The following is a 23,617-nucleotide window of genomic DNA, read 5'->3' as shown; positions in this document are numbered from 1 at the left end:
TCTGTTGTTTTGCCTTGCGGCTAGCGTCCGCATTGGCCCATTCAGAGGTCTTCATGCTCAATAATCTTCAATCCACCCGGGATGAACCGACTGCGGCAAGTGCTGAGGCTGCGCCACCGGCGCGCGGTGCGCTTTCAGCGCTCGTTGCCCTTGCGTTGATGGCCTTCGGCATGGGGACGACCGAGACCATCGTCACCGGATTGCTGACCGACATCAGCCGTGACCTGATTTCCAGGGATGTAACGGCCGAGGCCCTGCAGTCGGCGGGCTGGCTCGTTTCCGCCTATGCCTGGAGCGTCACCATCGCAGCCCCCTTGCTGACGATGCTGACATTGCGCCTTCCGAGGCGCAGCATATTGATTGCCGCCGGGGTTGTTTTCACCATTGTCCATATCGTCTCCGCGCTGGCCAATAGCTATGGTCTGCTGCTGACGACGCGCATCATCGCGGCGAGCGTTCACGGCGTTACCGCCGGCATCGCGCTTATCACGGCAGCCGAGCTGGTAGCCGAAGAGCGCAAGGGTTGGGCGATCGGGATCATGCTTTCCGGCTTCACGATCGCCAATATTCTCGGCGTTCCGCTGGGAACGTTTCTCGGCAGCACGTTTGGCGACTGGCGCTCCGCCTTTTGGGCGATTGCGGTATGGGGTGCTGTCGCGACATCGGCATTGGTATTTCTGCTGCCGCCGGTCCGCAGCAACAACGATTCATCGCTTCTGCAGGAAATGGCAGCGTTCAAAAAGCCCTTGCTGCTTCTGGCGCTGCTGGTCTTGGCGCTCGCCTTCGGCAGCAGCTTCGTTGTCTTCACCTATATCAAGGCCATTCTGGAGGATGTCACCCAGGTTCCGCCTATGGCGGTGACGTTTGCGCTGCTGCTGTTCGGATTGGGCATGACTGTCGGCAACGTCATCGCCTCCCGCAGCGCCGATTGTTGGCCGTTGCGCACGATCTATGCGAGCCTGGCGCTGCTTGTCATCGTCATGCTGGCGTTTACGCAGACCGCCCATGATAGATTGCTGGCGTTTCCGACCATTTTCCTTTGGGGGGTCGGCAGTTATGCTTTCATGCCTGCGGTGCTTCTGCGCGTGTTCCAGAAGGCGCAGACGGCGCCAAGGCTGGCTTCGGCCATGAACGTTGCGATCTGCAATGCGGGGATTGGCGGCGGCGCGCTGCTGGGTGGCTATGTTGTCGCCAGTCCGCTGGGCCTTATGGCGACGCCGGTCGTTGCGGCAATGGTTGCCATCGCCTGCATGGGGGTGATCCTGTTTTCGACGTGGCTCGAACGCCGCACAGCGTGAAGCCCATGCGGTGGCGTGGAAGCCGTCTGCCATCAGACTCGATCAGTTTCTTGTCCGACGCAAGGTTTCCGAAGGGCTTTCGCCGAAGCGTTCGCGATAGGCGAAGGCCGTGCGGCCCAGATGGCCAAGGCCGCAGGCAAAGACTGCGTCTGCGACGGTAAGGTCAGCTTGCCCCGCCAGCAGCGTCTTGCGCAGGATCTCCAGGCGCGCGCTCTGCACCGCCTCGATCAGAGTATGTCCACGAGCCCGGCGGTAGCTGTCCTGCAATGTGCGAAGCGGAATACCGGCAGCCTCGGCGATATCGGCAGTCGTGATTGCGCGCGTCGCGTTTGAACGGATGTATTCGTCTGCCCTGCGCACGGCCATAGGACCACTGTCCGGCGCGGGTCTTGCGAGCGCCGGCTGGTGATTGTGCCGTAATCCCGACAGAAGCAGGCTCGTCAATCCATCTCGGAGCATGGTTTTATAAGCAAGCGGCATATTGGCTTCGAGCGATGAGCAGAGCATAAGATCCGCATGGCGCAAAATGCCTTGCCCGATCGGTGAGGTGAGATCAACCGCAGGATCGAACTCGATCCTGCCGGGTTCGCCATCTATGAGTTTCCCCAGATAGTCCTCGACCGGGCCGCGCTCCATCAGGACGATCAGCTTCTCGCAACCTTCCTTCCAAAGCATCCGCGTCGAGAGCGTCGGGGACAGAAACGTGGCACTTTTACCGGCGACGGCAAGCGTCTGGCTATTGCCGCATTTCACCAGGGATTCGCCCTTGATCGGGATCTGCAGCAGAAAAAAGCGGGAAAGCTCTCCGGGATCGATCTCCACTTCGGCGCCATAGGAGACGAGATTGATGGAGTAGCCGGTCTCTTTCACCAGGCGATGGCGCGCATGAAATCCTTGCTCCGCCTTGCCTGTTACCATGAGGAAATGTGGGCAGAAGATCTGTCCGATCGCCATGCGCGCGTCATCGACATCGCAGGTATCCACCCGCTGGTCGCCGCTCGATCGTAGTGCCTCTATTCCGATCATTCCGCCCATGACTGCTTTCGCTGCGATTGCTTTCGAAAGTGAGGTTTCTGACCGCCTGTTGCCGGATCTGGACATCACCTCGCGCAATCTGGATTGCCGTGCGCTCCACTTCGCCGGAACATCGGGGAAATTTTAAGCATGAAATGGATCTAAAATCCATTCGCCAAGGGAACGAAAAAGATGGGTAACGAGGAATTCCGCGCCGGCATGCGCAAGCTGGCTGGCGGCGTCACGATTATTACCTCCATCGACAGCACGGGTCAGCGCTGCGGACTGACTGCGACCGCGGTCTGTTCGCTCTCGACCGAGCCGCCATCTTTGGTCGCCTGCGTCAACCGCAACAGCTCCGTTGCGGCGGTGGTGGAAAGCACCCGCGTTTTTGCCGTCAATGTGCTGTCGTTCGATCAGCAGGATGTTGCAGAGGTCTTTGCCGGTCGTGCCGGCCTCGTGCGGGAAGAACGTTTCGCCTCTGGCAAATGGCGCGCGATCGAGACAGGTGCACCGGTGCTGCACGACACGGCGGTGACGTTCGAATGCGAGCTCGCCGAGATCAAGGAGTTCGGCACCCATCTCATCCTGATCGGTCAGGTCGCGGCCACGCATCTGTCCGAAGGGCGGGATAACCCGCTGCTCTACGGCAACGGCGCATTTCTGACGGCCGCAGCCGTCGCCTGATCGCATCTTTTGAAAACCGAAAGCAAGAAGGGGAATGTCCATGCGTGGACTGAAAGGTAAAACTGCGATTGTTTCCGGCGGCGCTACGCTGATCGGCGAAGGCGTAGCCAAGGTGTTGGCTGACTATGGGGTGTCGGTCGTCATTGCCGATATCAACGACGAAGCCGGAAGGGCGGCGGCAGCGCGCTGCGGCTCGAATGTCCGTTTCATCAAAGCCGATATCACCAGCGACGATGAGATCAAGTCGCTGATCGATGAGACCGTGAAGGTGACCGGACGGTTGGACTTTCTTGTCAACGTCGCCTGCACCTATCTCGACAATGGCGCCGATACCACCCGCGCCGACTGGCTCAGGGCCTTCGATGTCAACATTCTGGGATCGATCGCGTTGATGCAGGCCGCGCGTCCGCATCTCGCGAAAAACAAGGGCGCCATCGTCAATTTCGGCTCCATTTCGTCGCGCGTCGCCCAGACCGGGCGCTGGGTCTATCCCGTTTCCAAGGCGGCGATCCTCCAGCTCACCCGCAATCAGGCCATGGATCTTGCACCGGAAGGCATTCGCGTCAACGCCGTGTCGCCGGGCTGGACCTGGAGCAACGTCATGGTGGAACTGACGAAGAACACCCGTGAGAAGGCGGACAGCGTCGCCAAGGATTTTCATCTTCTGGGGCGCACCGGTGGACCTGAAGAGGTGGCGGAAACCGTCGCCTTCCTGCTCTCGGACAATGCAAGCTTCATCACCGGCACGGATATCCGCGTCGACGGCGGTTACACAGCAATGGGACCGGAGCGGAATGAACCGGCGATCCCGCGGCTGATGGACTGAATGCCGATCGTCATGATTTCAAAGAGATAAGGGGAGCGAGATGACAAAAAAGCGGAATTTTACCATTGTTGGCGGCGGTCAAGCGGGACTGCAGCTTGCCTGTGGCCTTCTGGATGCGGGCCATGCGGTTCATGTCGTGCAAAACAGGACGGCGGAAGAAATTGCATCAGGGCGCGTGCTTTCAAGCCAATGCATGTTCGATGCCGCCCTGCAGAACGAGCGCGATCTCGGCTTGAACTTCTGGGACGAGAGCTGCCCGACGGTCGACTCCATCAATTTCGTCGTGCCGGCCCCGGATGGTTCCGGCAACAAGGCAATCGAGTGGAACGGCAAGCTGGACGGGACGGCCCAGAGCGTCGATCAGCGCGTAAAGGTGCCGCGCTGGATGGCGGAGTTCGAGCGTCGCGGTGGTCAATTGACCATCCATGATGCCGGTATTGAAGACCTCGAAACCTATGCCCGGCAAAGCGATCTCGTGATCGTCGCGGCCGGGAAGGGGGACATCGCCAAGATGTTCGAGCGCGATGCGGAGCGTTCACCCTTCGACAAACCGCAGCGGGCGCTGGCGCTGACCTATGTCACCGGCATGACGCCCCGCCCTGAGTATTCCGCCGTGAACTTCAATCTGATCCCCGGCGTCGGCGAATACTTCAATTTCCCGGCAATCACGACCACCGGCCCCTGCGATATCATGGTGTTCGAGGGTATTCCGGGCGGCCCGATGGACTGTTGGAAAGAAGTTGCGTCTCCTGAACAGCACCTTGAAAAGTCGAAATGGATTCTCGATACCTTCCTGCCGTGGGAAGGTGAGCGTAACCGGCATGTCGCGCTGACCGATGACAATGGCCGTCTGGCGGGCGCCTTCGCGCCGACGGTCCGCAAACCGATCGGCCATCTGCCGTCCGGCGCGCTGGTGCTCGGCCTTGCCGACGCGGTCTGCCTCAACGATCCGATCACCGGTCAGGGTTCCAACAACGCCTCGAAGGCGGCGAAATGCTATCTCGATGCCATCCTGGCGCATGGAGAGAAGGCATTCGATGCGGCTTTCATGCACGCGACCTTCGAGGCCTATTGGAGCTATGCGCAATTTGTCGTCGGCTGGACGAATGCGCTGCTTTCACCGCCACCGCCGCATGTCCTCAACATCATGGGGTCGGCCCAGGCCTATCCGGCGCTTGCCCATCGCATTGCCAACGGCTTCAACGATCCGCGGGATTTCTTCCCATGGTTTGCCGTACCCGAGGAAGCGGACGCCTATCTGCAGCGGCTCGCCGCCTGAGCCGCGAAGGGGGACGCACTGCGCCTTGGCGTCATCGTAAAAAGAAAACATGCCCCGTCATATCCGGCGGGGCCTTTCCCGCTTGAGGCAGATTATGGCTGAACCGGATTACATCATCATTGGAAGTGGCATCAATGCGCTCGTTGCGGCCGCCATGCTCGGAAAGAAGGGCAAAAAGGTCCTGCTTGTGGAGCGCAACGACCGCATCGGCGGTTGCCTGCGCACGGAGGAAATCACCGCCTCCGGCTACCGCCATGATGTCATGGCGACGACGATGGTGCTTTTCCTGACGTCTCCGGCCTACGGCGCCATCGGCAAGGACCTAGAAGCCCGCGGACTGGAATTCTGCCATTCGCCCCTGCCGACCGGAGTGCTGCGACCCGATGGCAGTCATGCCATTCTTGCGATGGATCGCAAAAGCAACATCGATCGTTTTGAGACGATTTGCCCGGGAGATGGAAAGGCATTCGACGCGGACATGAGCCGGTTTGCGGGCAATGCCGGCTTCGTCTTTGGGCTTCTCGGCGGCAATCTCTGGTCAAGCAAAACGGCAAAGCTCGTGGTGAAAGAGGCATGGAAGTATGGCTTGCGCGGCTTGGCAGCCTGGTTCGGAGAGGCGCTTGCGCCGGCACGTGGCTATCTTGAAACGACTTATAGATCCGAGGAGCTTCGCGCACTCTGGGCGCCATGGGTGCTGCATTGCGGCCTCGGCCCGGAAAGCAACTACTCGGCGGAAATGGCGCGGGTCATCGGCTTTGCCATCGAGGCTGCCGGATGCCCAATCGTCAAGGGCGGCGCAGAAAACCTGTTGCGCGCCTTTGAGCGGCTGATCCGTGACCACGGCGGTGAGATCATGACGGGCGCCGATGTCTCCGGCATCGAGACGAACAACTCCGGTCGCGCAGAGGGTGTCATCCTCGCGGATGGGGGGCGCCTGAAGGCGCGCCATGGTGTCATCGCCTCGGTGACGCCCAACCAGCTCTACGACAGCCTCTTGAAGGACCTGTCCGCGCCACTGCCGCAGGAAGTCAGCAAGGGGTTGTCGGCCTATCGCTACGGCAAGGGCAACATGCAAATGCACTATGCGCTGAAGATGCCGCCGCGCTGGCGACAGGGTGATGAATTGGGCAAGGTTGCTCTATTGCACCTGACATCAGGCCTCGACGGCGTATCGCGTTCCGCCAATGAAGCGGAACGCGGACTTCTGCCGGCGGAGCCGACCGGTTGCGTGGGGCAGCCGACGGCGCTTGATCCGAGCCGCGCGCCGGAAGGCGGTGCGATCCTGTGGCTGCAGTTGCCCGATACACCACGCTTCATCAAGGGCGACGCTGCGGGAGAAATCGAATGCCCCGCCGATGGCCGCTGGACGGAGCCCCTGCGAGAAGCCTTTGCCGACCGGGTCGAAGCCATACTGCGCCTCCACATCGAAAACTTCGACGAGGCCGTGCTCGCGAGGCGATGCTATTCCCCCACCGATTTGGAGGCCATGAATATCAATCTTGTGGGCGGCGATCCCTATGGCGGGTTCTGCGGGCTCGACCAATTCTTTCTCTGGCGTCCGTTCAAGACATCCGTCAATCACAAGACCCATGTGCCCGGTCTCTTCCATATCGGGGCATCGACCCATCCAGGGCCTGGTTTGGCGGGAGGATCCGGCTTCTTGCTGGCGTCCACGCTGAAGTAGGCGAGGCTCGATGACGGCTAAAACTCCTGCGGACTGCCAGCCATGTAATACCTCAGTATCATAGTCATGTCCCTGCAAGTCTCCTAGCCTTGGACTGTACCTGAACAGGGACTGGGATCTCGGTGGTTTAGCCGTCCGATAGCATCGTCACGCGACAAGCTACGGCACTCCATATCCGCGAGTTTCTCAATTGCAGGAGGAGCAATGCATGGACAAGCGGCCCGACTACGTCGCGCCCTATATGGCGATCGGACTTTCAACGATCGTCACGGGAACAGCGGAAAGGCGGCATATCCGCCATAACCTCGAAACCATCGAGGAGGCGATCCACGCGTCGATTTCCATCTGCTCGATCAACGCGCCGGTACGGGTCGTCGCGCTGGCCGAGGGCGCGTTGACTGGTTTCACCGACGAGATTTTCGACGTGCCGCATGTCACGGCCGCAAGGGAAATGTTCATCGATCTTCCCGGCGAGGAAACGGAAGCGCTCGGCAAGCTCGCACGCCACTACGACACCTACATTATAGGACAGTGCAAAGCGCGCTGGCCCGACGTCATGGAGGATCGCTTCTTCAACACGCTCTTTGTGATCGATCGCAAGGGCGACGTCGTCCATCGAGCCGCCAAGAACCATATCTGGTGCCGCGAGCGCAGCTGCACGCCGCACGACATCTATGACCGCTGGGTTGAGCGCTTTGGAGACGGAATAGAAGCCTTCTATCCCGTGTTGCGAACCAACGATATCGGCAATATCGGCACAATATGCTGTTCAGACGGCGAATACCCGGAAGCGGTGCGCGCTTTGGCGTTTGGAGGCGCCGAAGTGATCTATCGGCCGTCCGAAGCGATGCCGATGACTGGTTCCGGCTATCCGGGCGGAGGAAGCTGGATGATCCAGAATCGCGCCCATGCCGATTTCAATAGCGCCTACATGCTCTGCCCGAACATTGGTCCGGTCTATCTCTCGCCGAGTTCGCGGCACCCGATCGATATTGCCGGCGGCAACGGGCACATCGTCGACTATCGCGGCAACATCATGTCTCATTCCGCAAGCGGTGCCAACACGATGGTGGCAGCCGTCATCGATATCGAGGCGCTTCGTCAGTTCCGGGCGATGAATCTCAATTCGAACTGGCTGAAGGACCTTCGCACCGAGCTTTTCGCCCGTATGTACGACAAGCCCATTCATCCCAGCAATTTGTGGATGGAAACTGACCCCGCGCGGCACGCGACCGTCGATGAGATCTATCGGCAAAACATTGCGCGCCTGGTGGAGCGCGGCACCTGGACTCCGCCGCACCACGCGGTTCCCGGCGCGCGCTACACCCCGTCATCGCCGGAAGGTGAGGACGACTGGAACGAGGCCAAGGCTTTATGGAGGCCCTGGCACAACGGATAGCAGCAATTGACGGCCCGCTTCACAGCCGCTTCCGCACATAAAAATAGGGGCGCGGAACGGCTGGCGAGCCGTCGAACAATCAAACCAACTGGGAGATTATCGATGAATATGCAACGTTTCTTGCCGCCGCGAGTGCTCAGGGCGCTAGCTGTACCGGCATTGGTGAGCGTTATTGCTGCCACCGGGTCGATCGCACCGGCCTCAGCCACCGAGCCAAAGCGGGATGACATCGTCGGAACCTGGGTCGTTGTCGCGCCCGATGCGCCGTTTACCCATCACATGTTCGTCTTCAACGCGGACGGCACCATGCAACAGGCCAATCCCGATGCGGGCAATCCGGACAATAGCGATAGCGATGGGAAAGGCATCTGGATCCGCAAGCATGACAAGATTCTCGGCAAATTCGTGGAAGTCACCGCGGATCGAAAGACGGCGAAGTTCGTCAGCCGTGGTGAGGTTTCCTATGAAGTCGTGGTCTCCGGCAACACGTTGAAGGGCACTGCCTCGGCAAGATTCTTCGGTCCTGATGAGCAACTGCTGCGCGGTCCTCTGCCAACGCCGCTGGAAGGCAAGCGTGTCATCCTGCCGTGAGCGGACAGGCCTTCCGTTCGGCTCCATCTCATCTCTCGACGTCTAGGATCCTCGGTCATGACGACTTCCAATTCCGCGCCTCGCCGGGCGCTTAGGGCTATCGATATCTTCTTCCTTGTCGTTGCTGCCGCAGCGCCGCTTGCGGCCATTGCCGGCAACGGCGCGCTTGGGGTGCTGCTCGGCAATGGCGTGGGCATGCCGGCCTCCTACTTGATTTCAGGCGTGGTGCTCATTCTCTTTGCGATAGGCTTCGTGCGGATGAGCCCGCATGTCACCCATTCCGGTGCCTTCTATGCCTACGTCCGACACGGGCTGGGCGCTCGCGCCGGCGGTGCGGCTGCATTCGTTGCGATCATCGTCTATCTCATGATGGTGGTGGGCAGCACGGCAGGCTTCGGCTTCTTCGCCAATGTGTTCTTGGCGGAGAATCTCGGCTTCGATCTTTCCTGGAAGGTTTGGGCGGCGTTGTCGCTGCTGGTCGTCGGGCTGGTCGGCTACCGCGAGATTACCCTCGGTGCGCGGCTATTGTCGGTGTTGCTGACGCTCGAGATCTTGATCCTGGCGGCTCTGGTGGTCTCGGTCTTCTGGCCCTCCAGTCCGGCTGTCGTGACCTTCGGTTCCTTCACCTTGTCGGGCATATTCAGCGGCTCCTTCGGCCTCGGCCTGATGTTCGCCTTCTGCTCGTTCTTGGGTTTCGAATCCGCAGCCATTTATACGGACGAAGCACAGGAGGGGCATCGGACGGTCAGCCGCGCACTCATCGCCGCCGTCCTTTTCATCGCGGTGTTCTACGCCATCGCCATGTGGGCCGTGATCATTGGCTTCGGCGAAGACAAGGTTGTCGCGGCGGCCGGTGAAAATCCCGGAACGCTCATCTTCCGCGCGTTCGGCCTCTATCTGCATCCGGCCTTTATCGTTGCGGTCGAGTTCCTGATGATGACCAGCGCGCTTGCGGCGACGATCGCCCTGCACAACGCCGCCTCGCGCTATCTATTCGCGCTGGGACGCGAGGCCATGATGCCGCAGATGCTCGGACGGTTGCACGCAAGACTGCAATCGCCTCACATAGCCAGCCTGGTCGTCTCTGCGATCACCTCCGTTATGGTTGCGGCGTTCGCCCTTGGCGATGCGGATCCGTTGATGACCGTGCTTTCCAGTACCTTTGGCCTTGCCGCGCTGGGGATCATTCTGCTGCAGGCGGCGACATCGCTGTCGGTGGTGGTCTTCACACTGCGCTCACGACGGGAGGCGGGATTCCTGTTCGATTTGGTGATCGGGTTGCTGGCAACGGCGGGGCTCGCGATCGTCGCCGTTCTGGTGGTGATGAATTACGCCACACTGACGGGCAATCTCGGTCTGTTGGACTATGCGCCCTGGCTCATACCGCTGGCAGCCGCGATCGGTATCGGCGTCGCATCCGTTTCCCGTCCGCAGCCGGATGTTTCACGCAAGAGGGCAGCGTAAAGAGCGCATTGAACAAGCGGTCAAGTCAAATGCTTGACCGCTTGTGATCGCCTCGGCCGTGGCGTGAAGCGCTGAGGTCATAGTGATCAACCGTTGCTGGTAGGGCGGGTCAAGCCGATTGGCATGACGGCGCCGCGATATGCGAACGAGCCCTAGCGCGATCTCAGCTTCTTGATGAATTCCGCCCGGCTGCGTGCACCTGCCTTGGCGAGAACCCTGCTCACATGGGTCTTGACGGTTGGCAGCTCTATATTGAGGCGCCGACCGATTTCCTTGTTGCACATGGCCTCGCCGATGAACGATGCGATTTCGCGCTCGCGTGGGGTCATTTCGGCAAAGCCATCGCACTTCGGCTCGTCGTCTTCGTTGAGACTGAACAGATTGCCTTCCGTGAACGCGACGAATTTATCGAGAAAGTCGATATTCTGCGCTGTAAAGGCGCCTTCGGAGGCGCTGCGCAGCAAGGACGCACCAGCTACCATTCGGGTTCCCAGCCAGAAATACAGTTCGGCCTGATAGGCGGTGTTCTGTGGCTTCAGGAACTGCTCGAAATATTCGAGCGTCCCCAAATCCTCTTCTGCGGTCTCCCGACCAAACACTTGCAGCCGACATGAGGAGCCCGAGACGCGCTTTGGATGAAGAGGATCGACGCGCCAGAAATGATGATAGTAGCGCTGCTTCCAATAGGACGACAGATTGAGAAGCTGATGATCGAGGACGTGGCGTCCTTCGTCGACCCTATAAAAACAGCAGCCGCTTAGCGGTATGGCCGACGTCACGACGGCCAGGAACTGCTCTGCGAAACCTTTGGGCGGGAAAGCACTGTCTGTCTGGATCATAAAATCACGATATGCAGCGCGGAGATCACAAGAAACCATTGAAACAGGAGCTGACAAGGCTTGTCAACGACGCGGCAGCCCGTGGTCATCTTTCTGACAGATGAACTTTCGAGGTAGGCCAGATGGTGGGCCGATCCTGCCCATCCGGGCAGCTACGCTAAACCTGTGGTAGATGCTAATATTCTAAATGCCGGCTCGGACACCACCCGCGGGCCGGATAGTGCAGCGTCCGACGACGATATCATGCCCCAAACCATTGTCGTCGGACACGCGCACTTCCTCAGCGGTTCTGATCCTCTGTTTGTCGCACAATCCCGCAAATTGAGGCTTCCCACATTCCCGCGCTTGTGTTCAGGCGGCCTTTGCTGCCGTCACAAAGGCGGCGATTTTGTCGATATCCTTGCGGAAGCCGCCCTCAGGCAAGGGCTTGTTGGTGTGCGTCAGCGAATCCACGGCCCACGGCTGGACCGCGGCGATGGCCGCCCGAACATTATCCGGCCCAAGGCCGCCGGCAAGGATCACAGGCAACTTGCTGCGCTTGACGATTTCGCGGCTCAGCGACCAGTCGTGAGTGACGCCGGCAGCACCGATCCCATCGATGTGAGCTGCAACGGAATCGAGAATGAAGGAGTCCGAATAGGGTTCGAACGCCGCGGCGTGGTCGAGCGCTTCAGGCCCGGTCATCGGGATGGCCTGCAGGATCTTCAGCTGGGGATAGCGGGTCAGCAGGGTCTCGCGCAACTGCCGCACATGCTGTGGCGTCACCAGCTTGATGTCTCCACACAGGTGCAGCACGTCCGGACGAACCGCACCAACCATATCGGCGATCAGGCTGAGGTCGCTTTCGACGGATAATGCCACGCGCTCTGCCTTGCCGGTCAAGGCGTCGACAATCTCGCGCGCTGTCTCGAAGCTGATTTCTCCCGGCAAGCCGCGATTGGACGGCGTCACGCCAAGATAGTCGACGCCTGCCGCGGCAGCCGCCAGTGCTTCGGAAACGGTCTGCATCGTATAGATTTGAACTTTCACGGAACTACCTGTTTTAATGATTAGATTGATTTCGGAAGTATGGCGTTGACCATGCGCTCTTCGGTGAGTTGCGCACGTTCGGTATTGCGAGCCACCAGCGCGGAATAAAGGGCATCGATGAGGGCCATCTGGGCGATCTGGGCCGCCATTGGTTCGCTGCCCTGTTCGTGAGACACGCTCACGAGAACGACATCGGCCAGCCGCGCGAGCGGCGAGGCGCTATTGCCGGTAATACAGAGTGTCGCTGCGCCCCTGGCCCGGGCTTCCTGAAGGATCAGCACGGGATCGCTGGTAATGCCGGAATAGGAGATGACCACCACCAGATCTTCCGGCCCCGCAAGTGCCGAATGCATGATCTGCAATTGCGAGTCGACCGGCGCGTCGCAACGAAGGCCCAGGCGGATGCAACGTTGATAGAAGGCCTGTGCGACAATCCCCGAGCCGCCGACGCCGCCGACGAGGATGTGTCTTGCACCGGCGATCAGGTCGAGTGCTTTGGTGAAGGTCGCTTCGTTCAGCACACCCTGTGTGTCGCTGATGGCCTGCCCCACCGCTCGAAACAGTCGAACTGCGGCATGGAGGTCGCTGGCCTCGGGCTCGTGTCCGGTCGCATCGCCTCGATCGCGCGGCTCTTGCGCCAGCGCCAGTTTGAGATCCGTAAAGCCTTCGAAACCTGCTGTGCGGCACATGCGCAGGACGGTCGTATCGCTGACATCGGTCGCCTGGGCGATGGCCGACATCGAATTTCGGATGGTGGCGTCGACGTTCTCAAGGACCCAAAGCGCAACGCGCCGCTCCGACTCTGACAATTTCGGCAGAACGCTTCGCAGCCGGCTGCTGGCTGGATTCACTGGACCACGCAGGTCAACGGTCATGACGGTTCTCTTGCTGGCGGACGCTGTTGAGTGAAAAAAGCTAACATGCCGATGTTGTGGTGTCACTATAGACAACATAATTTTGTTGTGGCATCACTGCATGACGTAGCGGAGGGGCTGCGCAAACTTCTCAAGGAGGATGGGAGGATATGGTGAAGCTGAAACGTCTTCTCATGGGCGCGGCCTTCGCGCTTGCCGCATTTCCGGCGATGGCCGGCGAACTGACATTCTGGCATGCCTATGCTGGCCAGCAGGACAAGGTTGATTTCATCAATTTCGCGCTGGGCGAATTTGCCAAGAAGCATCCTGATATCAAGCTGGATGTCGTGGCTGCGGAGCAGTCAGCCTATAAAACCAAGCTGAATACGGCCATGGCGTCAGGCAATCCTCCCGACGTGTTCTATACCTTGCCCGGCGGCTTTCTGAACGCCTTCGTCAAGGGCGGGCAGATGTATGCGCTTGACCAGGATCTCGCCAAGGACGGCTGGCGTCAAAGCTTCCTTGAAAGCGCCATCGCGCAGACAAGCAAGGACGGTCATACATATGCGGTGCCCGTCGACGTGGACTCCGTTGTCTTCTGGTACAACAAGGCGCTGTTTGCCGAAAAAGGCTGGACCGTTCCGAAGACCTATGACGAGCTCATGGCGCTGGCCGAGAAGATCAAGGCCGACGGCGTCGTGCCATTTGCTCTCGGCAACAAGGATTCCTGGCCCGCCACCTTCTGGTTCCAATATTTGGAAATGCGCCTGAAGGGCTCGGGCGTCGTTGCGTCTTTCGTCAATGGCGATGCGAATGCGACATTCGGACCCGAGGGTCAGAAAGCCTTCGAAAAAGTCGCTGATATCGCCAAGAAGCAATATTTTCCAACCGGCTTCAACGGCATGAGCGACCAGGAAGCCAACATGCTGTTCCTGAACGATCAGGCGGCGATGATGTTGAACGGTACGTGGCAGATCGGTGCTTCGTCAGACGCTCCGCAGGGCTTCGAGCTCGGTTCTTTCGCGTTCCCGACAGTCCAGGGCGGCGCGGGCGATCAATCCGATGTTCTGGCCGGCGTTGCCGCCTCTTTCGGGATCTCGCAGAAAGCCGAAGATAAGGCTGATGCAGTCACGCTCTTGAAATTCCTCACCTCGCCGGAAGTGATGACCAAATATGTCGAGCTGCGCAAGACGATGGTGACCGTCAAGGGCGCTACCACCGAGGCTGCGGCCGGTCCTGTGCTCTATGCCATCAGCAACGGCCTTGTGAGTGCTGCCGGTCATCTCGACTCCTTCTACGACACGGCCATGCCGCCAGCTGCGACCAACACCTATTACACATCGCTGCAGGGTGTTCTGGATGGCTCTGTCACGCCGGCAGACGCCGCCAAGCATCTGGAGGACGCGCTGAAGACGAGCAAGTGACGCTTGCTGTCATCAGACCGCGAGGCCGCCGACGCGTGCGGCGGCCTAGACGAAATTGGAAAGAAGCCGGCGAGATCATGAGTGCAGACTGCCTAGCAAAAAGACACAATCAGGCGGCGCTTTTGTTTCTGTCGCCGGCGCTGTTGTTCATTTGCGCCTTTGTCGCCTATCCGGTGGCCTATGCCGGCTGGTTGTCGATGTTCCAGTGGGATGGGGCTTCTGCTCCCATATACGTCGGTGCCGGAAACCTGTTGCGCCTCATGGCAGATCCCGTCTTCTGGGCATCCTTGGGACGCAACCTGTTCGTGGCGCTCTCGGCTATCGTCTTCCAGGTGTTCCTGGCACTGGCGATCGCCTATTGCCTGGTACGGGTTGTCCCGGCTTTCAGCCGCATCTTTCTATTCTTCTATCTCGTGCCGGTCATGGTGAGCGAGATCTGCATCGGCCTCCTGTGGAGGTTCATGTACAATCCTTATTTCGGGCTCGTGAACGCCGCCTTGAAGTTCGCCGGTCTGGATAGTTTGAAGCGCGGCTGGCTGGGTGAATCCGACACGGCCTTCCTTGCCGTCGTGGTCGTCATGAGCTTCACCTATCTCGGGCTCTACGTCCTTCTGTTCACATCAGCAGTACGCAGCGTACCGGAAAGCGTCTACGAAGCCGCCGAGATCGACGGTGCCGGAGAGTTCCGCAAATTCTTCTCCATCACCATCCCGATGGTTTGGGATGCCGTCCGCGCCAATTCGCTTCTTGCCATCATCGGCTCGCTGAAGACCTTTTCCCTGGTGTTCGTGCTGACCAATGGCGGCCCGAGCCATGCCAGCGAGGTGGTTTCCACCTATCTCTACAAAGTGGGCTTCAGCAGCTTCCAGATGGGCTACGCTGCCACCATCGGCTTCGTTCAGATGGTGTTGACGGCGCTGGCTGCCTGGATCGTCTTCCGGTTCCTCAAGCGCAAGGGGGATGCATGAGTACCGCCGTTCGTCGCTGGAGCCTGACGAACACGGTCGTGCTTGTCGTCCTGACGCTGCATGTCCTGCTCGTGATCTTTCCCTTCATCTGGATGATCTACAGCACCTTCAAGACCAACAGGGAGTTCATGCGCTCCGTCTGGTCATTTCCGACAAGCCTGAATTTCGATGCCTATGTCGGTGCCTGGAGCGGCGGCGCGCTGGGTGGCTATGCGATCAATTCGCTGATCATCATGGTGGGGGCGACATTGATCACGGTGTTTGTCTCGACGCTGGCCGGCTATGCGCTGGCCATCTACCGGCCACGCTGGATGCCGGTCGTGGAACTATCGTTGACAGCGGCGATGGCGATCCCCGCCTATGTGGCGCTGGTTCCGTTGGTCGTCATGCTGCGCAGCGTCGGACTGCTGGACACGCATCTCGGTGTCATCCTGCCGACCGCCGCGTTCAACATACCCGTTTCAATCTTCATCATGCAGGCGTTCTTCAACACGCTGCCGCGAGAGCTTTTCGACGCAAGTCGTGTCGACGGCGCATCCGAATGGCGCATCTTCTACAAGATCGCACTGCCGATCGCCCGCCCGGCCATGTTTACGGCCGGTATCGTCAACATGATCTGGGTCTGGAACGATTTCCTCTTCCCGATGGTCTTCATCAACAACCCCTCTCGCAAGACGCTGCCCGTCGGCCTGACGGATTTCGTCGGCGAGCACATTACCAACTACCCGGTGATGCTGGCTGCGATCCTGATCGCTGCGGTGGCGCCGCTCATCCTCTTCATCTTCTTTGAACGCCAGATCACGGCCGCGCTCATCGGAGGCGCCGTGAAAGAATGACCCACAGGTCCGATTTTCCCAGGAGAAATGCCATGTCGTCCAAAAATCTCGATTTCGCCAGCCAAGCCGTCTTCTACGAGCCGGAAGAGCATTCGCAGTCGATCAGCTATCCGATCTACATGTCGGCGAATTTCCAATATGGCGGCGATATCTACGACCAGATCGTGGCCGGTGCGCGCAAGGAAGTGAATATCTATTCCCGCTGCGGCAACCCGACGGAATACAAGCTCGAGGAACATATAGCGACCTTGACCGGCGGCACGGGCTGCCTTGCAACGGCCTCCGGCATGGCGGCGATCTCGCACGCGCTGTTCGGTATCTTGAAGGCGGGCGATCATATCGTCGCGGATCTGACGACCTATTCCAGCACGCATGAGTTCTTCGATCATCGTGCCCAGGATTTCGGTCTCAAGGTCACGCTTGTCGATTGCTCGGATGTACGCGCCGTCGAGAACGCCTTCACCGACGAGACGAAGGTGCTCTATGTCGAAGCAATCGCCAATCCGACGATGAAGGTGCCTCCATTGCGCAAGCTGGTGGAACTCGCCCATAGCCGCGGCATCGTCGTCATCTGCGACAACACCTTTGCGTCGCCCGCGGTTTGCCGTCCGCACGATTTCGGCGTTGATGTCGTTGTCGAAAGCGCCACCAAGTTCATCGGCGGCCACAACGACGCCGTTGGTGGCGTCATTACGCTGAAATCCGATATCCTGCCGGCGGATTGGCTGGAGGATGTACGCTGGAATACGCTGAACAAGCTTGGCGCTCCGCTTTCGCCCTTCAACGCCTGGCTGCTTCTGCGTGGGGCGCAGACGCTGGCGCTTCGCCTTGAAAAGCAGTGCGCCAATGCGCTGGCGCTTGCCAAGCATCTGGAGGCCCATCCCCGCGTCAAGCGCGTCTTCTACCCCGGCCTGCCGTCGCATCCGAACTACGCATCGGCGAGCGAGCAACTGCGCGGCGGCGGTGCGATGCTGTCTTTCCAGGTCGACAACGAAGATTTCGGCGTGCATCTGCTCAAGCGCCTGAAACTGTGCTCGTTCGCAGCCAGCCTCGGCGGCTTGCGTACGACGACGCAAGTTCCAGCCACAATGGCTTTCCTGGACATTCCAAGCCAGGAGCGCGAAGCTATGGGCGTGGTTGACGGCCTGGTGCGCTTCTCTGTCGGCATCGAGCATATCGACGACATCATCGCCGATGTCGATCAGGCCATCGAGCAGATGCATATCGATCTCTGAGGCGAACTGGAATGGCAGTCATAGCCCTACTCGGCGATATCAATATCGATCTGGTACTCGATATCCCCATCTATCCGGGCGAAGGCGGAGAAGCGATCGCCACCCATCAGACGGTGGCGATCGGCGGCTCCGCGACCAACACGGCGATTGCCCTGGCGCGCGCAGGGCATGAATGCCGCCTGATCGGGCAGGTCGGTCAGGATGCATGGGGAAGACACGCACTCATGGAGTTGCAGGCTACCGGCGTGGCGACGCGCTGGATCGGCCAGGATCCGAGCGAGCCGACCCAGTTGAACATTGTTGCAGTCAGTGCGACAGGCGAGAGGACGATGTTCGCCTATCGCGGCGCCAACGCGCAATTGTCCGCAGATATGGTCGACGAGGCGGCGTTGGCAGGCGCTGCACTGCTCCATCTCTCCGGTTATGCATTCTTGCAGCCACGGCAGGCGGGTGCGGCGATGCGTGCGATCGATATTGCGGTGCGCAAGGGCATTCCCGTCACACTCGATATTCCGGGCGGTGTGGTCGATGCCCTGGGGGACAAGGTCCGGCCGGTGCTGGCGAGCCTGGACACGATCATGCTCGCCGACAGCGATCTGCCGCGACTTCTTGGTGAGCCGGTTGACGCGACGCTGGACGACTTGGTTGCTGTTCTTCTGGAGCGGGGCGTCGACCGGGTGGCAATCAAAGGAAATAGCACAGCGTCCCTGTTATATCAGCGGAATATCCGGGACAGTGCGCCCTGGTTTTGCGTCGACGTTGTGGATACCGTTGGCGCGGGTGATGCCTTTGCCGCCGGCCATATTCATGGGCGCATCACGGAGTTAAGCGGTGGCTATTGCTGCCGGCTTGCCAACGCCTTCGGCGCAGTTGCCGTTACACGCAAGGGCGCAGGGCTCGCCATGCCTGCCCTCGATGAAGTCCTCGACCTCATGACCTGCGATCGATAGCTTGTACCGGCAGTTATAAGTGCCGCAGGGTTTTTGCCTCCCCCTAGTTGGTTTCCAAATCGTTTAGCGAGCCGTGCAAAAGCGACATGCCTCTCTTGCAGGCATGTGCGTTTTATTTAGGCGGGTAAATGCTTATTTAGCGCTCAGAAACAAAGGAGACTGAGATGAGAGTTATTGAGAAGATTAAACGTTTTACTGAGGCTCGCAGAGCAATCCGCGAACTTTCCGCACTGGACGATCATGCACTTGCCGACCTTGGCATTTCCCGTTCGCACATCGCTTATGCAGTCAACGGTCGCGGCAACTAAGCCACGGCGCGCGTTTTCCAGTCAAACGATCGGCCAGTCAAACGATCGGATTGTGCGGACTTTGAAGCGGAAGGGGAGAAACCTCCTCCACGACCGCAAGCCCGCCAATAGTAACTTTCCAGAAGCCTCATGAAGGTTTCTGGAGCGGTCATGCGGCCTAGGTGCCGCATTTGACCTTGCCCCAGGCAGTGCAGCCTAAGGCTAGAAAAGAACCAGCCGCCTGGATTCAAGCGATATCCATCGCGTTCAATGATAGCCAGGCGAGCATTCATCCTCCCCCGAAATATCTCCGCAAGAGTTCATTCCACCATGAATCTGGAGCTGAATGGCAGGCTGGCAGCGCCGACGGCCTTGGGTACGCTTGAGGCTCTGCCGACAAGCGCCTGAACGAAGGGCAGCTTCCTTTCAACCGCCAATGCAAGCTCCGAACAGACCTCGGCGGGAATAAAGGACGACAGGATCACCGTCCTGATTTCGATGAACTGCGATAGAGATTCAATCGAGCCAACGAGCGTTTCCGCACAGGATTGAAGCCACTGTTGGCCGGCGGCGCCGAGGTCGGGCCAATTCTCTTGACGATTCCAGATTGACTTCGCAAGTTCCGGCTCCGTCACCAGAGACCGTTCAAGTGCCGATACGCCAACATCGTGGCTGACGGGAGAATTGCCGTTATAAATCTGGTGGTTAAGTATGAGACGGCTATGCAGCCGCGCACCGAGGTAAAAGAACAGGAAGTCCTGCAAAGGTTTAGCGACGCCGAAAAGGCTCTCGCCGGCCGCTGCGGCGGCGATGTCGTTTTGGACGTAAACCGGCAGACCCAAGTCTGCCTCCAACCGTCGATGAAGCTCCTCATTGGTGGAAATGCGGCTTTCTTTCGGTGCGGGAATGGCAACGCCAATACCGGCAATTCTTTCCTGTATTCGCGGCGGCAGGCTATTGATCGCCTTCATCACCTCGTGGGTTGCACCCTCCAGATCGTCGAACTCCCCGATTTTCCTGTGGGGCAGGGAGGAGCTGAACCTGATGTTACCGACGAAATCGACCAGCACCACATGCGTATTCTGGTGCCCGACACTGACACCGACTGAGTAGGCGCCATCTGGATTGAGCATCAAGGGTGTCGTCGGCGGTCCAACGCGGCCCTTCTGCGCTTCTCCCTTCATGACCAAGCCCTCTTGTTCGAGAGACCGCACGATTACCGAAATCGTCTGTGCGGATAGCCCGGTCTTCTCGCCGATCTCGAGGCGGGTCGTCGTCTCGTTCTGCAAGAGGAGGGAGAGGACAAGCCGTTCGTTGTAGCTCCGTACGCTGAGAGCGTTGAGGCCGCTTGCGCGATCGGCGATGCGCAAGGGATTAGGAGGGGCAAAACGCATGTCGGGCAAAGTTATCTTCCTTTGGAGGACTTGGGCGCGGAATGCAGCTCGGCCCAGCCGATGGACAGCACTTCTTGGGCGAGGGCCTCGCCCAGCAGGCGATGCGCTTCGCCGTCGATATGGAAGCCGTCCTGCGGCGCGCATTTGCAGACCGCTCCGGCATCGAAAAAGTGAACTTCGAGAGAATCGGCCATGACTTCGAATTCCAAAGCCAGTTTCCTCGATTTTTCCTGTGCACCTGAAAAGATCGATTCCCATTCCTTGATGTCATCCAGCATCGGAGGAGGGGAGACGATCATGATTTCCGGATCGTGACCGTTCGGTCCCGGCGCTAATTCCCGGATGTCATGCACGAGGCAGCCCATGCCCATCGCGACTTCGGACGGCGGCATGTGAAAGCGCGCCTTGAGATCGTTGGTGCCCAGCATGAGGATCACAAGATCGATGGGCGCATGGCTCTGGAGGCAGGGCTTCAGGTAGGTTCTGCCATTCTTGTGTGCGCCTTCGATCGGATCGCTATGAACGGTGGTCCTGCCGCTCAGTCCTTCCTCGATGACATGCCATCCGTCGCCGAGCGCGGCTTTAAGAATACCCGGCCAGCGCTCATCAACCGGGTAGCGATCCAGCGGCGTTCCGCCAGGTATCTGCCCGTGTGTATTCGAATCCCCGAAGCAGAGAACAGTACGCACCTATCGCTCCTCCATGCCTGCCGACATGGCTTCTTTTGCACCTAGATGGTCGCGTTGGCAACATCGGATCAATTATTCATTCAACTTGAATAACTATTGACAGGATCAGAATCTCGGTGTTTGTTGCCGCCACGGAGGAATTGATCAGACAACATGAATAATTAGCGCGGGGCGGTCTTTCCCCGCGATGGAGGGTTTTGTCTGTCGATCGCCGATATCTGCCATGGAGGAGCTAATGAGCAGCTTGTTGAAGAGACTTACCCTTTCCCTGATGATCGCATCGTCCCTCAGCGCCATGCCGCTGCGGGCACAGGAGGTGAACCTGCTCGACGGCGTCACGACGCCTGCCGAAAACAATCCCTCAGTCGAGCCAGGCAAGTACAAGAAAGATGCCCCCTGGGTCATTGGCATGAGCAGCTTTGGCGTCAATGCCAACACCTGGACGGTTCAGGTCGCGCACGAGGCTGAAGCCGCCGCAGCGCGGGACAAGCGCATCAGCAAGTTTATCCTTCTTGACGCCGGCTTCGACCAGAAGAAGCAGGTCGCCGATATCGAGGATCTCATCGCACAGAAAGTCGATGCCATTATCGTGCAGCCGGTCACGTCGACTTCGGCAGACGCCAGCATCGAGAAGGCGGTCAAGGCGGGGATTCCCGTCATTCTCCACACCGGCCGCATCGAGAGCGATGCCTACACGACCGAGATCCAGGGGGGAGCCGAACACTTCGGCAAGGTCATGGGGGACTTCCTGGTCAAGGAACTGAAAGGCAAGGGCAATATCTGGGTTCTTCGCGGCTTGGCCGGTCACCCGGAAGACACCAATCGCTATAACGGCCTTCTTCAGTCCTTGAAGGGGACGGAAATCAAGATCGCTGCCGAGGAAAACGGCGACTGGCAGTATGATAAAGCGAAGAAGGTCTGCGAGACCCTCTATCTCAGCAATCCCAATGTCGACGGCATCTGGTCCTCGGGTGCCGACATGACGCGCGCATGCGTCGACGTCTTCAAGCAGTTCGGAGCGCCGATCCCGCCGATCTCGGGCGAGGGCAATAACGGTTTCTTCGGTCAATGGATCAAGGACGGGTTCAAGTCGGTTTCCTCCGAATACAGTCCCGCTCAAGGTGCTGCTGGCGTCAGGGCGGCCGTAGCTCTTTTGGAGGGCAAGGAGCTCAAGAAGCACTATGCCTATAACCCGCCCGGCTGGGACGTCGACAAGGCGAAGAAATACTACCGCGACGATCTTTCCGCCAACGTCTGGTGGCCGTCCGAACTTTCCGAAGATCAGCTGAAGCAGTTCTACGGAAAGAAGTGAGCCCGTCCGCCGGGAGTTCTGCCCAGGCTCCCGGCGACTTCACATCGGATGCGAATGATGCAAAATCTCATTGAAATGTCGCGGATCTCGAAGACGTTTGGCGGAAGCCATGCTCTTCGCGAAGTCTCGCTTACACTGATGCCGGGAACTGTCCATGCGCTGATGGGCGAGAACGGAGCCGGTAAATCCACCTTGATGAAGATCCTTGCCGGCGTTCATCAGCCGGATAGCGGTGACATCTTCAAGAATGGTCATAGAATCTCGTTCTCGAACCCGCGCGCGGCGCTCGAATTCGGAATATCGACCGTCTTTCAAGAGCTTTCACTGCTGCCGAATATGTCGATCGCCGAAAACATGTTTCTGGGTCGGGAACCAAGAACGCGTTTCGGCGGAATCGATCGGCGGGGGATGAGGGGCGAGACACGTGACGCACTGGCACGGCTTGGTCTTGACCTCGATCCGAACATGCTGGTTTCCGAGCTCTCCATTGCGCAGCGGCAATTCGTCGAGATCGCGCATGGTATCGACGCCGAAGCCGACATCTTCATTCTTGATGAACCGACTGCAGCGCTGAACGCGGCGGATGTCGAGATCCTCAACAGGCACATTCGGGCGCTTCGAGACCAGGGAAAGGCGATTGTCTACATCTCGCATCGCATGGATGAGATCTTCAACATCTGCGACATCGTCACGATCCTGAAGGATGGCCGATTTGTCGGCACACGACCTCTGTCGGAGATGACGCCGTCCTCGCTGATCTCAATGATGGTCGGCCGAGAACTGAGCGATCTGTTTCCGCGCCGCACGCAAGTGGCGAGCGATGTCGCCATCGAGCTTGCCAACGTCAAGATCGATGCACGCTCGAAACCTTTCTCGCTGTCGGTTTGCAAGGGAGAGATCGTCGCGCTTGCCGGCCTCGAGGGCCAAGGGCAGCAGAAGATCCTGCGATCATTGGTGGGGGAGCACCAGCCTTCGGGAGGCACAGCCGTCATAGGGGGTCATCAGATCCGTCTGCCGATGCGTGCGAAGCGAAGCATAAGGACAATGCAGAGGATCGGAGTAGGGTTCGTTCCCGAAGACAGAAAGGACGAGGGGCTCTTTCTCGGACTTCCCATCGAACACAATCTCTCGATGTCGCTTCATGCCGCCCGCAACGAGTTCTCGATCGTGCGTTCCTACAAGGACGTCGTCGCGGCAATGATGCGTGGCATGAATATCAAGTCGGCAGGTCCTGGTGCCAACGTTGGATCTTTGTCGGGCGGCAATCAACAGAAGGTGCTTCTCGGGCGATACCTCGCCGCCAAAATGGATGTCCTGCTGATCGAGGAGCCGACACGCGGCGTCGATATCGGTGCGAAGTCCGAAATCTATAAATTGCTTCGCGAATTTACCAACCAGGGCGGAGCGGTACTCGTTCTTTCGCGCGAGACACTTGAACTCATCGGCCTTTGCGACCGCATCTGCGTCGTACACGGCAATACCGTCGTTGCCGAGATGCCGGCCGCGGACGCCACAGAACACGGCATTCTCGACGCTGCGCTCAGCGCATGAACGGGAG

22 protein-coding genes are annotated in these 23,617 nt (G+C 59.2%); 16 read left to right on the top strand and 6 right to left on the bottom strand.

Features of this window, described 5'->3' with window-relative positions:
• Positions 1-53: 53 nt before the first annotated feature.
• The gene (locus ACIQJ2_RS07735) at positions 54-1,298 is read left to right on the top strand and encodes an MFS transporter (RefSeq protein ID WP_400668458.1); all 1,245 of its coding nucleotides are present in this window, start codon (positions 54-56) and stop codon (positions 1,296-1,298) included.
• 42 nt (positions 1,299-1,340) lie between these two features.
• Here ACIQJ2_RS07735 and ACIQJ2_RS07730 read toward each other — a convergent pair whose 3' ends face one another.
• Positions 1,341-2,333, bottom strand: coding sequence for an AraC family transcriptional regulator (locus ACIQJ2_RS07730; RefSeq protein ID WP_400668455.1), 993 nt, complete (start codon positions 2,331-2,333; stop codon positions 1,341-1,343).
• A 171-nt stretch (positions 2,334-2,504) separates the two neighbouring features.
• Here ACIQJ2_RS07730 and ACIQJ2_RS07725 point away from each other — a divergent pair, with 171 nt between their 5' ends.
• The 7 genes from ACIQJ2_RS07725 (at position 2,505) to ACIQJ2_RS07695 (ending at position 10,242) form a co-directional block, all read left to right on the top strand.
• Positions 2,505-2,999: a flavin reductase family protein gene (locus ACIQJ2_RS07725; RefSeq protein ID WP_184711217.1), complete on the top strand. Its 495-nt coding sequence runs from the start codon at positions 2,505-2,507 to the stop codon at positions 2,997-2,999.
• Positions 3,000-3,039: 40 nt separating this feature from the next.
• Entirely contained in the window at positions 3,040-3,825 is a 786-nt protein-coding gene (locus tag ACIQJ2_RS07720; RefSeq protein ID WP_400668452.1) for an SDR family oxidoreductase, read from the top strand.
• Positions 3,826-3,865: 40 nt separating this feature from the next.
• A complete protein-coding gene (locus tag ACIQJ2_RS07715) occupies positions 3,866-5,104 on the top strand; it encodes a styrene monooxygenase/indole monooxygenase family protein (RefSeq protein WP_400668449.1) in 1,239 nt (412 codons plus the stop codon).
• Between the two features lie 94 nt (positions 5,105-5,198).
• The gene (locus ACIQJ2_RS07710; protein WP_400668447.1) at positions 5,199-6,788 is read left to right on the top strand and encodes a phytoene desaturase family protein; all 1,590 of its coding nucleotides are present in this window, start codon (positions 5,199-5,201) and stop codon (positions 6,786-6,788) included.
• A 208-nt stretch (positions 6,789-6,996) separates the two neighbouring features.
• The gene (locus tag ACIQJ2_RS07705; RefSeq protein WP_400668444.1) at positions 6,997-8,187 is read left to right on the top strand and encodes a nitrilase-related carbon-nitrogen hydrolase; all 1,191 of its coding nucleotides are present in this window, start codon (positions 6,997-6,999) and stop codon (positions 8,185-8,187) included.
• 102 nt (positions 8,188-8,289) lie between these two features.
• The gene (locus ACIQJ2_RS07700; RefSeq protein WP_400668442.1) at positions 8,290-8,778 is read left to right on the top strand and encodes a hypothetical protein; all 489 of its coding nucleotides are present in this window, start codon (positions 8,290-8,292) and stop codon (positions 8,776-8,778) included.
• A gap of 57 nt (positions 8,779-8,835) precedes the next feature.
• A complete protein-coding gene (locus tag ACIQJ2_RS07695) occupies positions 8,836-10,242 on the top strand; it encodes an APC family permease (RefSeq protein WP_400668439.1) in 1,407 nt (468 codons plus the stop codon).
• Between the two features lie 152 nt (positions 10,243-10,394).
• On the opposite strand, the gene ACIQJ2_RS07690 is transcribed toward ACIQJ2_RS07695, so the two are convergent.
• The 3 genes from ACIQJ2_RS07690 to ACIQJ2_RS07680 form a co-directional block, all read right to left on the bottom strand.
• Positions 10,395-11,081, bottom strand: coding sequence for a response regulator transcription factor (locus ACIQJ2_RS07690; RefSeq protein WP_400668436.1), 687 nt, complete (start codon positions 11,079-11,081; stop codon positions 10,395-10,397).
• Between the two features lie 351 nt (positions 11,082-11,432).
• Positions 11,433-12,110: a phosphoribosylanthranilate isomerase gene (locus tag ACIQJ2_RS07685; protein ID WP_400668433.1), complete on the bottom strand. Its 678-nt coding sequence runs from the start codon at positions 12,108-12,110 to the stop codon at positions 11,433-11,435.
• A gap of 20 nt (positions 12,111-12,130) precedes the next feature.
• Positions 12,131-12,985, bottom strand: coding sequence for a MurR/RpiR family transcriptional regulator (locus ACIQJ2_RS07680; protein ID WP_400668431.1), 855 nt, complete (start codon positions 12,983-12,985; stop codon positions 12,131-12,133).
• 149 nt (positions 12,986-13,134) lie between these two features.
• Between ACIQJ2_RS07680 and ACIQJ2_RS07675 the strand changes: the two genes are divergently transcribed.
• From ACIQJ2_RS07675 to ACIQJ2_RS07650, 6 genes are all read left to right on the top strand, one after another.
• Complete coding sequence (locus ACIQJ2_RS07675; protein ID WP_400668430.1) at positions 13,135-14,388, top strand: ABC transporter substrate-binding protein; 1,254 nt, start codon at positions 13,135-13,137, stop codon at positions 14,386-14,388.
• Positions 14,389-14,465: 77 nt separating this feature from the next.
• Positions 14,466-15,356 (top strand): carbohydrate ABC transporter permease, encoded by an 891-nt coding sequence (locus ACIQJ2_RS07670; RefSeq protein ID WP_400668428.1) that lies wholly within the window; start codon positions 14,466-14,468, stop codon positions 15,354-15,356.
• Positions 15,353-16,192, top strand: a complete 840-nt coding sequence (locus ACIQJ2_RS07665) for a carbohydrate ABC transporter permease (RefSeq protein WP_400668426.1) — start codon at positions 15,353-15,355, stop codon at positions 16,190-16,192. Before ACIQJ2_RS07670 ends, ACIQJ2_RS07665 begins: the two co-directional genes overlap by 4 nt.
• A gap of 32 nt (positions 16,193-16,224) precedes the next feature.
• Entirely contained in the window at positions 16,225-17,427 is a 1,203-nt protein-coding gene (locus ACIQJ2_RS07660) for an aminotransferase class I/II-fold pyridoxal phosphate-dependent enzyme (protein ID WP_199146120.1), read from the top strand.
• An 11-nt stretch (positions 17,428-17,438) separates the two neighbouring features.
• Positions 17,439-18,377, top strand: coding sequence for a carbohydrate kinase family protein (locus tag ACIQJ2_RS07655; protein WP_199146122.1), 939 nt, complete (start codon positions 17,439-17,441; stop codon positions 18,375-18,377).
• A 164-nt stretch (positions 18,378-18,541) separates the two neighbouring features.
• Positions 18,542-18,685, top strand: coding sequence for a DUF1127 domain-containing protein (locus ACIQJ2_RS07650; RefSeq protein WP_199146124.1), 144 nt, complete (start codon positions 18,542-18,544; stop codon positions 18,683-18,685).
• Between the two features lie 299 nt (positions 18,686-18,984).
• Here the strand turns inward: ACIQJ2_RS07650 and ACIQJ2_RS07645 are convergent, their stop codons facing one another.
• Together ACIQJ2_RS07645 and ACIQJ2_RS07640 are read right to left on the bottom strand one after the other, a co-directional pair.
• Positions 18,985-20,058, bottom strand: a complete 1,074-nt coding sequence (locus ACIQJ2_RS07645) for an ROK family transcriptional regulator (RefSeq protein ID WP_199146181.1) — start codon at positions 20,056-20,058, stop codon at positions 18,985-18,987.
• Positions 20,059-20,069: 11 nt separating this feature from the next.
• On the bottom strand, positions 20,070-20,747 hold the full coding sequence (locus tag ACIQJ2_RS07640; RefSeq protein ID WP_400668423.1) for an SGNH/GDSL hydrolase family protein: 678 nt from the start codon (positions 20,745-20,747) through the stop codon (positions 20,070-20,072).
• A gap of 271 nt (positions 20,748-21,018) precedes the next feature.
• Here ACIQJ2_RS07640 and ACIQJ2_RS07635 point away from each other — a divergent pair, with 271 nt between their 5' ends.
• Together ACIQJ2_RS07635 and ACIQJ2_RS07630 are read left to right on the top strand one after the other, a co-directional pair.
• Entirely contained in the window at positions 21,019-22,059 is a 1,041-nt protein-coding gene (locus ACIQJ2_RS07635) for a substrate-binding domain-containing protein (RefSeq protein WP_400668709.1), read from the top strand.
• Between the two features lie 57 nt (positions 22,060-22,116).
• On the top strand, positions 22,117-23,610 hold the full coding sequence (locus tag ACIQJ2_RS07630; protein ID WP_400668421.1) for a sugar ABC transporter ATP-binding protein: 1,494 nt from the start codon (positions 22,117-22,119) through the stop codon (positions 23,608-23,610).
• The last annotated feature ends 7 nt before the right edge of the window (positions 23,611-23,617 follow it).

The organism is Rhizobium sp. NPDC092011, from assembly GCF_044756305.1.
Lineage (GTDB): Bacteria > Pseudomonadota > Alphaproteobacteria > Rhizobiales > Rhizobiaceae > Rhizobium.
The sequence above is the reverse complement of the archived record's forward strand: the minus strand, read 5'-3'. Positions and strand labels throughout refer to the sequence as shown.